Here is a 12,967-nt window from a genome sequence, read left to right on the forward strand (position 1 = left end):
AGGATAGATCAGAAAGGGACAGTATGGCAGAAGCAAGTTGCCGTAGTTGGTACGAGGGAGATGCCCTTTTAGAAGCTTATCACGACACTGAATGGTGCAAGGTCACCCACGACGACCAAGCCTTGTTTGAATGGCTGTGCTTGGAGGGCGCTAGTGTAGGCTTGTCATGGAAAACCATTTTGCACAAACGTAGCAACTACTGCAAGGCTTTTTATGACTTTGACATTGATGCTTGTGCCAAGATGACTGACGAAGAACTAGAAAGCTTGTTATCAAATTCTGGTTTGATTCGCCATCGCAAGAAAATTTTCAGTATTCGCCAAAATGCGCAAACCGTCCAAGCCATCCAAGAAAGCTATGGCTCTTTTGACGCTTACCTCTGGCAATTTACCAAAGGACAGATCATGGACCACAAGTGGGAACAGTTGTCTGATATTCCTACCGTGTCAGACTTGTCCCAACAACTCAGTAAGGACATGAAAAAACGTGGCATGGTTTTTGTAGGACCTGTGATTACCTATTCGTTTTTGCAAGCTATCGGCGTGGTTAATGATCACCTAATAAGTTGTCCCTACCGATAATGTGTCAAAACCTAGCTCGGCATGGGGCTAGGTTTTTCACTAGAATCATGTCAGTAATGAAAGGAAAATTAAGATGATAGAGTGGCTCTTGTCACAACATGTGGTTTTGCTCGCCTTTTTAGCAGGGCTCTTTACTTGGGGCTGCACCATTTTGGGGTCTGCCGTGGTCTTCTTTTTCACGCAGGTCAATCGTCGCCTGTTGGATGCGACAATGGGTTTTGCGGCTGGTGTCATGATTGCGGCATCCTTTTGGTCTTTGCTCAATCCTGCCTTGGAGTTTGCCCAAGCAGATTATGGCACAATGGCTTGGTTGCCTGTGGCGATTGGCTTTTTAGTGGGTGGTTTTAGTCTGCGTTTGATTGATGTTTTAGTGCCCCACTTGCATTTGGGTATGGACCTTTCTGAAGCAGAAGGCATTCAGCCCAAGAAAAAACTCTCAAAAACCGCCTTGCTCTTTTTGGCTATCACCATCCACAATTTTCCTGAAGGCCTTGCCTTGGGTGTGACCTTTGGTGCCTTGGCTTCTTCTCAGCAGCCGAGCGTCGCAGCTCTTGTGGCGGCGCTTAGCTTGACAGTGGGGATTGGCTTGCAAAATATTCCTGAAGGTGCGGCCTTGTCTATTCCTATCCGAGCAGAAGGGCGCTCTCGCAAATGGGCCTTTTTCGTGGGAGCTATGTCTGCCATCGTTGAGCCAGTTGGTGCTGTTTTGGGTGCTGCCCTTGTTTTGATGATGTTGCAAGTCATTCCCTATGCCCTAGCCTTTGCGGCTGGCGCCATGATTTTCGTGGTGGTGGAAGAATTGATTCCAGAGTCGCAGACCAATGGCAATACCGATATTGCCACGATGGGCTTGATGGCAGGCTTTGTTTTGATGATGGTTATGGATGTCGCTTTAGGATAAGCGGCATTTTTTGATAGAAGGGGAGTTGATTGGTTGAAAACGAATTCAAAACACCATATAATAGGAGAAAAAGAAAGAAGGTGATGTGATGGCGATTACCCTTCACTTGTATTACAAAGGTGAGAACGGCAAAGCCAAGCAATTTATGGAAGAAATGGAGCAATCAGGCACGGCAGCAGCGATTCGTGCAGAAAAAGGCAACCTCAAATACGATTATTTCTTCCCAGTTAGTGACCCTGAAACGGTGCTTTTGATTGATAGTTGGGAAAATCAGGCTGCTATTGATGCCCACCACGCCTCACCCATGATGGCAACAGTGATAGCGCTCAGGGACAAATACGACCTGCACATGACGGTAGAGCGTTACTTATCAGACGACTATCCAGCAGATGATGTTTTCATTCGCCACTAGTCATTTGCCCTTTTCAAACGGGAAAGTTGATTATTGTCCTCTTATGAGATATGATAGGAGAAAAAGGAGAGAAAAACTATGTCAACATTTGCAGAATATTTCACACCCATCGTGGCTCAAGAAGCTGAGCAATACCTTAAAACAGCGGATGAATTCATCCTTTTCATCGGACGTCCAACGTGTCCTTACTGCCGCCGTTTTGAACCAAAATTGACTCAAGTAGCCAAAGACAATGATTTGACGGTTTATTATTTAAACAGCGAAAATCAAGATTCTGTGACACAAGATTTGCGTTTAACTTACAACATTCCAACAGTTCCAGCCCTTGTGGTGGCTAAGTCAGGCAAGGTTCGTGTGGTCTGCGATTCTTCATTATCAGAAGCCGTTATTTTAGACTTCATCAACCAAGACTAAGGGCTCTGTTATGGAAATCAATCATTACGACTACATCGTCATTGGTGCGGGTTCTGGCGGGATTGCTTCAGCCAATCGTGCCGCTATGCACGGTGCCAAGGTTATTTTATTTGAAGGCAAGGACATTGGTGGTACCTGTGTTAATCTAGGCTGCGTGCCTAAAAAAGTCATGTGGTATGGAGCACAGGTTGCTGAAACGCTAAACACCTACGCTGCGGAATATGGTTTTCAGGTCAAGGACACGGCGTTCGATTTTCAAACCCTAAAAGCCAATCGTCAGGCTTATATCGATCGTATTCATGCCTCTTATGAGAGAGGTTTTGACCATAATGGGGTTGAGCGTGTCAAAGCCTACGCTAGCTTTTTGGACGCCCATACGGTTGAAGCAGCTGGCAAATATTACACGGCGCCGCACATTCTCATTGCGACGGGGGGTCATGCCCTTTATCCTGACATTCCAGGGGCAGAATACGGTATGACCTCAGACGGCTTTTTTGCTTTGGATGATGTTCCAAAACGCACGGCTGTTGTCGGCGGTGGTTACATTGCGGTTGAATTGGCTGGGGTGCTTGAGGCACTCGGTTCGAAAACGCATCTCTTCGTTCGCTATGACCGTCCTTTGCGTCGCTTTGATAAAGACATCGTTGTAACACTCGTGGATAATATGGCTAAAAACGGACCGCATCTGCATACGAATGCCATACCAAAAGAAGTCCTCAAAAATGCAGACGGCAGTTTAACCATTGGCTTTGAAAACGGCGAATCTTACACCGTTGATGCTGTGATTTGGGCGATTGGCCGCAAGCCAAATGTCACTGGGTTTGGCATTGAAAAGGCAGGGGTTGCCCTAAATGACAAAGGATTTATCCAAACGGACGCTTACGAGAACACCTCTGTTGAAGGCTTGTATGCCCTTGGCGATGTCAATGGCAAATTGGAATTAACCCCAGTTGCCGTCAAGGCAGGCCGTCAATTATCAGAGCGTTTGTTTAACGGTCAAAGCCATGCCAAGATGGACTACACCAACGTTCCGACGGTTATTTTCAGCCACCCATCTATTGGGGCTATCGGCTACACAGAAGAAGAGGCCATCGCAAGATTTGGCAAGGACGAGGTTAAGGTTTACCGTTCAAGCTTCACACCGATGTACACCGCTTTGGGCGACCATCGCCAACCTTGCGTGATGAAATTAGTCACGCTTGGTAAGGACGAAAAAGTTATCGGTTTACATGGTATCGGATATGGGGTCGATGAAATGATTCAAGGCTTTGCCGTCGCTATCAAGATGGGGGCAACCAAGGCCGATTTTGACCAAACCGTAGCCATTCACCCGACAGGCGCAGAAGAATTTGTCACCATGCGTTAGTCAAATAAACAATTCAGAAAGGCAGTTTTCAGCATTCGAAAACCGCCTTTTAAAATGCACAATTTCTCCTGTTTTTAAGTTGTAATTAACATGTGAAATTGTTATCATATAAGTATGTTATTACCTAAAACATTTATTGAAAAATACCGACATCTTCTTGGTTCTGAAGCAGATGCTTTTTTGGCGTCGTTTGATGACGAACCCGTCTCAGGATTCCGTGTTAATCCGCTAAAACCCGTGCAAGTCACCTTTAACGATCCTATCCCCAATACACCTTGGGGATATTATGGCAAGGTCAACGGCAAGTCGTCTGAGCACGTGTCAGGATTGGTTTATTCGCAAGAACCCGCTGCTCAGATAGTGGGACAAGTTGCTGCGCCAAAAGAAGGCATGCGAGTGTTGGACTTGGCAGCCGCTCCAGGAGGAAAATCCACACATCTATTGAGTTACCTTAATAACACAGGGGTTTTGGTTAGCAATGAAATTTCCACCAAGCGTAGTAAAATTTTAGTGGAAAACATTGAGCGTTTTGGTGCCAGAAATGTTGTTGTGACCAACGAAAGTTCTCAAAAATTAGCCAAGGTATTTCCAGAGTATTTTGACCTGATTGTTTTTGATGGTCCTTGTTCTGGTGAGGGCATGTTTCGTAAGGACCCATCTGCCATTCAGTATTGGCATGAGGATTACCCAGCAGAATGTGCGGCTTTGCAAAAGGAGATTTTAGCAGAAGCCATGACCATGTTGGCTCCTGGCGGCACACTGCTTTATTCGACTTGTACTTGGTCGCCTGAGGAAAATGAAGGCGTGGTAAGCTGGTTGCTAGACAACTACGAAAGCTTAGAATTGCTCCCAATTGACAAAATCAATGGCATGATTGGGGGAATTGATATGCCTGAAGTGGCTCGCATGTATCCCCATCATTTTAAAGGGGAAGGGCAGTTTGTGGCGAAGTTGCGAGATACTAGACCTCCTAAAACGCGTCGCATCAAGCCAACTTCTTCTCGTTTGAACAAGACGCAATTGACCTTGTGGCAGGATTTTGATAAAAAGCATCTAACCGTTGATTTGAAAGGGACGCTGCAAACCTTTGGTGATAATCTCTATCTCTTGCCTGAGGGCTTGCCTGATTTAGCCAAGTTAAAAATTGCCCGAAACGGCCTGCATCTAGGAACCTTTAAAAAGAACCGCTTTGAGCCGTCTTTTGCCTTGGGCTTGGCCCTTTCTCCTCAAGAAGTGACCCAATCTGTTGAAATTGATATAGAACAGTTCAAACATTATGCGTCAGGAAATGTCGTGCCGCTCGACACTTCACTAGCAAACGGCTGGTATTTGGTCACGGTAGAAGGGAACGGCATAGGCTTTGCCAAAATCACAGGAAAGGTACTTAAAAATTACTTTCCAAAAGGTTTACGATTTTACTCGTAAACTGTTATAGATATCATTTATCAAAATAAGTTGAGAAGCACTTTGCAAATGCTTCCTTAATATGTTACTATTTTTTTGTAAGGTATTTGTAAGAGGCTTGTAAAGTTTATCTCATGGGGTGTACCTTATATTTTCAAATAAGTAGGAATCATAAATGAAACAAATGAAAAAATGTAGCTTTCTCATGCTAATTGCTTCAATGGTCGTCATCTTATCGGGATGTGCGAGTTGGATTGATAAAGGACAGTCGATTACCAGCGTTGGTTCTACGGCCTTGCAGCCACTTGTAGAAGCTGCTGCTGATGAGTTTTCTTCAATCCACGTTGGGAAGATCATTAACGTCCAAGGGGGCGGGTCTGGTACTGGGTTATCGCAAGTACAATCTGGTGCGGTCCAAATCGGGAACAGTGACCTGTTCGCAGAAGAAAAAGACGGTATCGATGCTTCCTTATTGGTGGACCACCAAGTTGCCGTTGCAGGTCTTTCAGTGATTGTCAATAAAAAGGTTAATGTGAAAAACCTATCACTAGAACAACTGCAAAAGATTTTCACTGGTGAGATTACCAACTGGAAAGAAGTAGGCGGTCAAGACCTACCAATTTCAATCATTAATCGTGCCGCTAGTTCAGGTTCACGTGCGACCTTTGACAGTGTTGTGATGAAAGGAAAAACAGCCATCCGTAGTCAAGAACAAGATTCAAATGGTATGGTTAAATCCATCGTTTCACAAACACCAGGAGCCATTTCTTATTTGGCATTTGCCTATGTTGACGATAGCGTCAAAACACTTGATTTAAACGGTTATTCTCCGACAGCTGAAAATGTAACAACTAATAACTGGCCACTCTGGTCTTACGAACACATGTACACTAAAGGTGAGCCAACAGGTTTGACAAAAGAATTTTTGGATTTTGTCATGAGCGACGAAGTGCAAAACGGTATTGTCAAACAAATGGGTTATATTTCTGTTAATGATATGAAAGTAACCAAGTCAGCTGACGGTACAATAACAGCAAAATAAGGAGAAGTGATGAAAAATCAAGAACTGGAAAAACAATTAACCTCGCCGTCAAAAAATTCGCGCTTGGAAAAATTTGGTCGAGGCATTACATTTTTTTGCCTAGTCTTAATTGTTTTTATTGTGGCAATGATTCTCGTCTTTGTTGCCCAAAAAGGGCTATCGACTTTCTTTGTCAATAAAGTCAATCCACTAGCCTTCTTATTCGGCGGAAAATGGGATCCAAGCTCAGGATCATTTGGAGCCCTTCCAATGATTTTAGGGTCGTTCATCGTAACCATTTTATCAGCCATTATCGCTACACCGATTGCCATTGGTGCAGCCGTATTTATGACTGAGATTTCTCCAAAATACGGTGCGAAAATTTTACAGCCAGCGATTGAATTGTTGACTGGTATTCCATCTGTTGTTTATGGATTTATCGGTTTGCAAGTCATTGTGCCATTTGTACGCTCAATCTTTGGCGGAACAGGTTTTGGTATTCTATCAGGGGTATGCGTCTTGTTTGTCATGATTTTACCAACTGTGACCTTCATGACGGTTGATAGTTTAAAAGCTGTCCCTAGACATTACAAAGAAGCTAGTTTGGCAATGGGCGCAACTCGTTGGCAAACCATTTGGCGTGTAATTTTGAACGCTGCAAGACCTGGTATTTTTACGGCGGTTATCTTTGGTATGGCACGTGCCTTCGGTGAAGCCTTGGCCATCCAAATGGTGGTGGGAAATTCAGCCGTTATTCCAACGTCATTAACCACACCAGCAGCAACCCTAACATCCGTCCTAACGATGGGAATTGGTAATACTGTCATGGGAACTGTTCAAAATAACGTCCTATGGTCATTAGCCTTAGTTTTACTTTTGATGAGTCTTGGATTCAACATGCTCGTTAAATTTATTACAAGAGAAAGAAAGAGAAATTATGCACGCTAAAAAAATAGATAAAATAGCAACAACCGTTCTCTACACCATTGCAGGAATCATTGTTGCGATTTTGGCATCGTTATTGCTTTATATTCTAGTTAAGGGGCTTCCTCACGTTAGCTGGTCATTTTTAACAGGACGTTCATCGTCTTATGAAGCTGGTGGAGGTATCGGGATCCAACTCTATAACTCCCTCTTTCTTTTGGTGATTACCTTAATCATCTCTATTCCCCTATCACTGGGAGCTGGTATTTACCTATCAGAATATGCTCGAAAAGGGCGTTTGACGAACTTTATCCGTACCTGTATTGAAATCTTGTCATCACTTCCATCAGTGGTTGTTGGTTTGTTTGGGTATTTGATTTTCGTTGTTCAATTCCAATACGGTTTCTCAATCATCTCTGGTGCCCTTGCCCTTACGGTCTTTAACTTGCCACAGATGACTCGTAACGTTGAGGATGGTTTGCGAAATGTTCACCACACACAACGCGAAGCTGGTTTGGCTCTTGGTTTGTCACGCTGGGAAACGGTTATTCATGTCGTTGTACCAGAAGCCCTTCCAAGTATTGTCACAGGTATCGTGCTTGCTTCAGGTCGTATTTTTGGTGAAGCCGCTGCCCTTATCTACACAGCAGGTCAGTCAGCGCCAGCTCTTGATTGGTCAAACTGGAATCCACTAAGTGTTACCAGTCCAATTTCTATTTTCCGTCAAGCAGAAACCTTGGCCGTACACATTTGGAAAGTTAACAGTGAAGGAACCATTCCAGATGCGACCCAAGTTTCTCAAGGTAGTGCAGCAGTCTTGTTGATTTTCATCTTGATTTTTAACTTATCAGCTCGTTACATCGGCAGAAGACTTCATGCAAAATTAACGTCAGCAAACTAAAGGAGAAGAGATGGCAGATTACAACTGGAATGAAAGACATATTATCACCTTTCCTGAGGATAAATTGGCTTTAGCTACCAAAGATTTGCATGTCTATTATGGGCAAAAAGAAGCCATCAAGGGCATTGATATGCAATTTGAAAAAAATAAAATCACAGCCCTTATCGGTCCATCAGGATGTGGGAAATCAACCTTCTTACGCAGTTTAAATCGCATGAACGATACGATTGATATTGCTAGAGTAACAGGTGAAATTCTTTACGAAGGCATTGACGTGAACGCTAAAAACATCAATGTTTATGAAATGCGTAAGCACATCGGAATGGTATTCCAACGACCAAACCCTTTTGCCAAATCCATTTATAAAAACATCACCTTTGCTTATGAGCGTGCAGGGATTAAAGACAAGCAATTCTTGGATGAAGTGGTTGAAACCTCTCTGAAACAAGCAGCATTGTGGGATCAGGTTAAAGATGACCTTCACCATTCTGCCTTTACCTTATCAGGTGGGCAACAACAACGTTTGTGTATTGCTCGTGCCATTGCGGTTAAACCAGATATCTTGCTCATGGATGAGCCTGCGTCAGCCCTTGACCCAGTAGCAACCATGCAGTTAGAAGACACCATGTTTGAGTTGAAGAAAAATTACACCATTATCATCGTAACGCACAACATGCAACAAGCAGCTCGTGCTAGTGATTACACCGCCTTTTTCTACCTTGGAGATTTGATTGAGTACGATAAGACCAACAACATCTTCCAAAATGCAAAACTCAAATCAACAAGTGACTACGTGTCAGGACACTTTGGTTAGGAAGGACAGAGATGACAGAACCTATTTTAAAAGTTAGCGATTTATCTGTTTATTACAACAATAAAAAAGCGCTCAATAATGTATCCATGAATTTCTATCCTAACGAAATTACCGCTTTGATTGGTCCATCAGGTTCTGGGAAATCAACCCTCCTACGTTCTATCAATCGTATGGGGGACTTGAATCCAGAAGTGACTCTTACAGGCTCTATTGTCTATAACGGTCACAATATTTATAGCCCTAGAACGGATACTGTTGAGTTGCGTAAGGAAATCGGTATGGTGTTCCAACAACCTAACCCGTTTCCAATGTCTATTTATGAAAACGTGGTTTATGGCTTACGTTTGAAAGGCATTCGCGATAAACAAGTGCTTGATGAAGCTGTGGAATCTTCTCTCATTGGGGCATCTATTTGGGATGAAGTGAAAGACCGTTTACACGATTCAGCTCTTGGCTTGTCAGGTGGTCAGCAACAACGTGTCTGTGTGGCTCGTGTTTTGGCAACCAGCCCAAAAATTATTTTGTTGGACGAACCAACATCTGCCCTTGACCCGATTTCAGCAGGAAAAGTCGAAGATACACTGTACGGCTTAAAAGAGAAATATACCATGCTCATTGTTACACGTTCGATGCAACAAGCGTCGCGTATTTCAGACCGAACAGGGTTCTTCCTTGACGGCAATCTCGTTGAATACGGTGAAACACATGAGATGTTCATGAATCCAAAACAAAAAGAAACAGAAGATTATATTACAGGAAAATTTGGTTAATATTTAGGAAGTATCATATAAGGGAGGCGATATAATGTTGAGGTCAAAATTCGATGATGAATTAGAAAAACTGCATAACCAGTTTTATGCGATGGGAACTGAGGTTTTATCACAAATCAATAAAACAGTGCGTGCGTTCATTAGCCACGATCGCGAATTAGCAAAAGAGGTTATTGAAGGGGATGAGGTTGTCAATAATTTTGAAACCAAGTTGGAGAAGAAATCACTTGAAATCATTGCCTTGCAACAACCTGTGTCACACGATTTGCGAACTGTTATCACAGTTTTGAAAGCCTCAAGCGATGTGGAACGTATGGCTGACCATGCTGCTTCTATTGCAAAAGCGACTATCCGTGTCAAAGGTGAAACCCGTTTGCCAGAGGTTGAAGAAGAAATCAAGAAAATGGGGAAAGCCGTGCGTAGCATGGTAGAAGAAGCTCTTGATGTTTATATTACAGGTGACGAAGAAAGAGCTTATGAAGTCGCTGCTTCTGATGAAGTCATCGATAACTATTTCCGTGAAATCCAAAACATGGCAGTTGAAGCTATCCGTCAACAACCTGATACGGTTTTTGCAGGAAAAGAATACCTTCAAGTCATCACCTATTTAGAGCGTATCGGTGATTATGCCCGCAATATTTGTGAATGGGTGGTTTATCTCAAAACAGGTAAAATTATCGAATTGTAAGGCAACTCACTTACTTTTTGTAGGTTAGGTCTGACAGATAGGCCCTGTTTGTGGTATAATATTAGGGTTCGGTGGTCTTTATGCCACTAGAGTTAGTGATAATTACTCAAATTAAAGTGAGGGATGAGGCATCAAACCTCATTTCTGTATTCTAAAGGAGTTATATGAAAACTGTAGAACATTTTATTGAAAAATTTGTTCCTGAAAATTACAACATTTTTCTTGACATCAATCGTACTGAAAAATCATTTTCAGGAAATGTCGCTATTACCGGTGAAGCTTTAGACAATGTCATTTCATTCCACCAAAAAGATTTAACCATTGCAACTGTTTTATTGGACAATCAAAACTTGGATTTCAAGGTTGATAACCAACAAGAATCACTTAGTATTGACCTACCAGAAACAGGGACAATTACACTTGTGATTGAATTCTCAGGAAAAATCACGGATAACATGACAGGTATCTACCCATCTTATTACACAGTAGATGGCATGAAAAAAGAAGTAATTTCAACACAGTTTGAAAGCCACTTTGCTCGTGAAGCCTTCCCATGTGTTGACGAACCTGAAGCAAAAGCAACCTTTGATTTGAGCATCAAATTTGACCAAGCTGCTGATGAAATTGTTCTATCAAACATGCCTGAAGTGGATGCAGAACGCCGCAAAGAAACAGGTCTTTGGACTTTTGATACCACTCCACGCATGTCATCATATCTTTTAGCCTTTGCACTTGGTGATTTGCAAGGTAAAACAGCATCAAGTAAAAACGGAACAGAAGTTGGTGTCTTCTCAACCAAAGCCCACAATCCAAAAACATTGGATTTTGCCTTGGATATCGCTGTTCGCGTGATTGATTTTTACGAAGATTATTTTGGTGTTCGCTACCCTATCCCATTGTCATACCACGTGGCGCTTCCTGACTTCTCAGCTGGTGCTATGGAAAACTGGGGCTTGGTAACTTACCGTGAAGTGTACTTGCTCGTTGATGAAAATTCTACCGTTAAGAGCCGTCAAAATGTTGCGCTTGTCGTTGCTCACGAATTAGCTCACCAATGGTTTGGTAACCTAGTAACCATGAAATGGTGGGATGACCTATGGCTTAACGAATCATTTGCTAACATGATGGAATACGTGTCTATCGACGCTATTGAACCTTCTTGGAACATCTTTGAAGATTTCCAAACAACAGGTGTGCCTTTAGCACTTCAACGTGATGCGACTGACGGTGTGCAATCTGTTCACGTAGCTGTTAACCACCCAGATGAAATTAATACCTTATTTGACCCTGCCATTGTTTATGCTAAAGGAAGCCGCTTAATGCACATGCTTCGTCGTTGGCTCGGTGATGATGATTTCAGAGCAGGTTTGAAGATTTACTTTGAAAAACACCAATACAGTAATACCATCGGTCATGACCTTTGGGATGCCTTGTCAGAAGCATCAGGCAAAGACGTTGCTGCCTTTATGGATGCTTGGTTGGAACAACCAGGTTACCCAGTTGTGACAGCAGAAGTGGTAGATGATACGCTTGTTCTTAGCCAAAAACAATTCTTCATCGGAGAAGGACAAGACCAAAACCGTATCTGGCCAATTCCATTGAATACCAACTGGACAGGCTTGCCAGAAACCTTGACTGAAGAACGCCTTGCTATTCCAAACTTTAGCCAATTAGCCGCTCAAAATGAAGGTGCGCTTCGTTTGAACACTGCTAATACAGCTCACTACATCACTAATTACAAAGGTCAATTGTTGAAGGCTGTTCTTAACCAATTAACAGAACTTGATACCACATCAAAACTACAAGTAGTTCAAGAACGCCGTCTTTTGGCTGAAAGTGGTGAGATTTCTTATGCGGAATTGATTCCATTATTGACTAAATTGACAGACGAAACTTCTTACCTTGTGTCTGAAGCAATTGCGCAAGTTGTGGATGGTTTGGATATGTTTATGGACGAAGGTAGTGAAGCCCAAGCTGAATTCAAAGCCTTGGTTAACCGTTTGATGCAAAAGAATTATGACCGTCTTGGATTCGAACCACAAGTTGGAGAATCTGACGAAGATGAAATGGTTCGTCAAAAAGCGATTAGCTTGATGCTTTATGCAGACAATGCGGACGCTGTGGCTAAAGCCGAAGAAATCTTTGACGCTCACAAAGAAAACATCGAATCTATCCCTGCTTCAATCCGCTTATCTGTTTTGGCCAACCAAGTAAAACACGCTGAAACAGAAGAATTAGTATCATTATACTTGGATTGCTACGTTAAGACTAATGATGGTAACTTCCGTCGTCAATTGGCTGCTGCCTTGTCTAACACCAAAGAAAAAGCAACCGTTGAGCGCATCTTGGGCGAATTGAAAAACAAAGATGTTGTGAAACCGCAAGACCTTGCCATGAGCTGGTACCGTCCATTCCTTAACAAGGACTTCTCACAAGGAGCCTTCTGGAATTGGGCTTGTGAAAACTGGGATTGGATTACCTCTGCACTTGGAGGCGATATGAGTTTTGACAAATTTGTCATTTACCCAGCTAACACCTTCAAAACACCTGAACGTTTGGAAGAATACAAAGCCTTCTTTGAACCACAATTAGATGACATGGCTATCAGCCGTAACATCACAATGGGTATTAAAGAAATTTCAGCTCGTATCAACTTGATTAACACAAGCAAAGCTGCTGTTGAAAGTGCTTTGGCTGAACTATAAAAAGAATGACCATTAAAATCATTAAAAACGTTTGAGGCAGCTCAGACGTTTTTAACTGTTATCTGA

General features: G+C 42.7%; 13 protein-coding genes. All 13 read left to right on the plus strand.

Annotation, left to right across the window (positions count from 1 at the left end; genetic code table 11):
- The first annotated feature begins 23 nt into the window (after nt 1–23).
- Nucleotides 24–581: a DNA-3-methyladenine glycosylase I gene (locus tag HFK82_RS02920; RefSeq protein ID WP_168260740.1), complete on the plus strand. Its 558-nt coding sequence runs from the start codon at nt 24–26 to the stop codon at nt 579–581.
- A 73-nt stretch (nt 582–654) separates the two neighbouring features.
- Entirely contained in the window at nt 655–1,482 is an 828-nt protein-coding gene (locus tag HFK82_RS02925; RefSeq protein ID WP_168260741.1) for a ZIP family metal transporter, read from the plus strand.
- 88 nt (nt 1,483–1,570) lie between these two features.
- Nucleotides 1,571–1,894 carry a putative quinol monooxygenase gene (locus tag HFK82_RS02930; RefSeq protein ID WP_154454718.1) on the plus strand — a complete coding sequence of 108 codons (324 nt, stop codon included), beginning with the start codon at nt 1,571–1,573 and terminating at the stop codon, nt 1,892–1,894.
- A gap of 78 nt (nt 1,895–1,972) precedes the next feature.
- A complete protein-coding gene (locus HFK82_RS02935) occupies nt 1,973–2,308 on the plus strand; it encodes a DUF6568 family protein (RefSeq protein ID WP_154454719.1) in 336 nt (111 codons plus the stop codon).
- Between the two features lie 10 nt (nt 2,309–2,318).
- Nucleotides 2,319–3,674 (plus strand): glutathione-disulfide reductase, encoded by a 1,356-nt coding sequence (gene gorA, locus HFK82_RS02940; RefSeq protein WP_168260742.1) that lies wholly within the window; start codon nt 2,319–2,321, stop codon nt 3,672–3,674.
- 114 nt (nt 3,675–3,788) lie between these two features.
- Nucleotides 3,789–5,099, plus strand: a complete 1,311-nt coding sequence (locus HFK82_RS02945) for an RsmF rRNA methyltransferase first C-terminal domain-containing protein (protein ID WP_168260743.1) — start codon at nt 3,789–3,791, stop codon at nt 5,097–5,099.
- 163 nt (nt 5,100–5,262) lie between these two features.
- Nucleotides 5,263–6,120 (plus strand): phosphate ABC transporter substrate-binding protein PstS, encoded by an 858-nt coding sequence (locus HFK82_RS02950; RefSeq protein WP_369945202.1) that lies wholly within the window; start codon nt 5,263–5,265, stop codon nt 6,118–6,120.
- Between the two features lie 9 nt (nt 6,121–6,129).
- Nucleotides 6,130–7,047 carry a phosphate ABC transporter permease subunit PstC gene (pstC, locus tag HFK82_RS02955; protein ID WP_168260745.1) on the plus strand — a complete coding sequence of 306 codons (918 nt, stop codon included), beginning with the start codon at nt 6,130–6,132 and terminating at the stop codon, nt 7,045–7,047.
- The gene (gene pstA / locus HFK82_RS02960) at nt 7,037–7,924 is read left to right on the plus strand and encodes a phosphate ABC transporter permease PstA (protein ID WP_168260746.1); all 888 of its coding nucleotides are present in this window, start codon (nt 7,037–7,039) and stop codon (nt 7,922–7,924) included. Before pstC ends, pstA begins: the two co-directional genes overlap by 11 nt.
- A 10-nt stretch (nt 7,925–7,934) precedes the next feature.
- Nucleotides 7,935–8,738 (plus strand): phosphate ABC transporter ATP-binding protein PstB, encoded by an 804-nt coding sequence (gene pstB, locus HFK82_RS02965; RefSeq protein ID WP_154454725.1) that lies wholly within the window; start codon nt 7,935–7,937, stop codon nt 8,736–8,738.
- Between the two features lie 11 nt (nt 8,739–8,749).
- Nucleotides 8,750–9,508, plus strand: coding sequence for a phosphate ABC transporter ATP-binding protein PstB (gene pstB / locus HFK82_RS02970; RefSeq protein ID WP_154454726.1), 759 nt, complete (start codon nt 8,750–8,752; stop codon nt 9,506–9,508).
- 34 nt (nt 9,509–9,542) lie between these two features.
- The gene (gene phoU, locus HFK82_RS02975) at nt 9,543–10,196 is read left to right on the plus strand and encodes a phosphate signaling complex protein PhoU (RefSeq protein WP_168260747.1); all 654 of its coding nucleotides are present in this window, start codon (nt 9,543–9,545) and stop codon (nt 10,194–10,196) included.
- A gap of 164 nt (nt 10,197–10,360) precedes the next feature.
- Nucleotides 10,361–12,901: a M1 family metallopeptidase gene (locus HFK82_RS02980; protein WP_168260748.1), complete on the plus strand. Its 2,541-nt coding sequence runs from the start codon at nt 10,361–10,363 to the stop codon at nt 12,899–12,901.
- Nucleotides 12,902–12,967: the final 66 nt, after the last annotated feature.

The organism is Streptococcus alactolyticus, from assembly GCF_012277075.1.
In the GTDB taxonomy this organism is placed as follows: domain Bacteria; phylum Bacillota; class Bacilli; order Lactobacillales; family Streptococcaceae; genus Streptococcus; species Streptococcus alactolyticus.

Bases quoted from the DNA above. Each gene is read 5' to 3' on its own strand.
- HFK82_RS02925 (WP_168260741.1), top strand. From the start codon at position 655: ATGATAGAGTGGCTCTTGTCACAACATGTGGTTTTGCTCGCCTTTTTA.
- pstB (WP_154454725.1), top strand. From the start codon at position 7,935: ATGGCAGATTACAACTGGAATGAAAGACATATTATCACCTTTCCTGAG.
- HFK82_RS02980 (WP_168260748.1), top strand. From the start codon at position 10,361: ATGAAAACTGTAGAACATTTTATTGAAAAATTTGTTCCTGAAAATTAC.
- pstC (WP_168260745.1), top strand. From the start codon at position 6,130: ATGAAAAATCAAGAACTGGAAAAACAATTAACCTCGCCGTCAAAAAAT.
- HFK82_RS02935 (WP_154454719.1), top strand. From the start codon at position 1,973: ATGTCAACATTTGCAGAATATTTCACACCCATCGTGGCTCAAGAAGCT.
- gorA (WP_168260742.1), top strand. From the start codon at position 2,319: ATGGAAATCAATCATTACGACTACATCGTCATTGGTGCGGGTTCTGGC.
- HFK82_RS02930 (WP_154454718.1), top strand. From the start codon at position 1,571: ATGGCGATTACCCTTCACTTGTATTACAAAGGTGAGAACGGCAAAGCC.
- phoU (WP_168260747.1), top strand. From the start codon at position 9,543: ATGTTGAGGTCAAAATTCGATGATGAATTAGAAAAACTGCATAACCAG.
- pstB (WP_154454726.1), top strand. From the start codon at position 8,750: ATGACAGAACCTATTTTAAAAGTTAGCGATTTATCTGTTTATTACAAC.
- HFK82_RS02950 (WP_369945202.1), top strand. From the start codon at position 5,263: ATGAAAAAATGTAGCTTTCTCATGCTAATTGCTTCAATGGTCGTCATC.
- HFK82_RS02920 (WP_168260740.1), top strand. From the start codon at position 24: ATGGCAGAAGCAAGTTGCCGTAGTTGGTACGAGGGAGATGCCCTTTTA.
- pstA (WP_168260746.1), top strand. From the start codon at position 7,037: ATGCACGCTAAAAAAATAGATAAAATAGCAACAACCGTTCTCTACACC.
- HFK82_RS02945 (WP_168260743.1), top strand. From the start codon at position 3,789: ATGTTATTACCTAAAACATTTATTGAAAAATACCGACATCTTCTTGGT.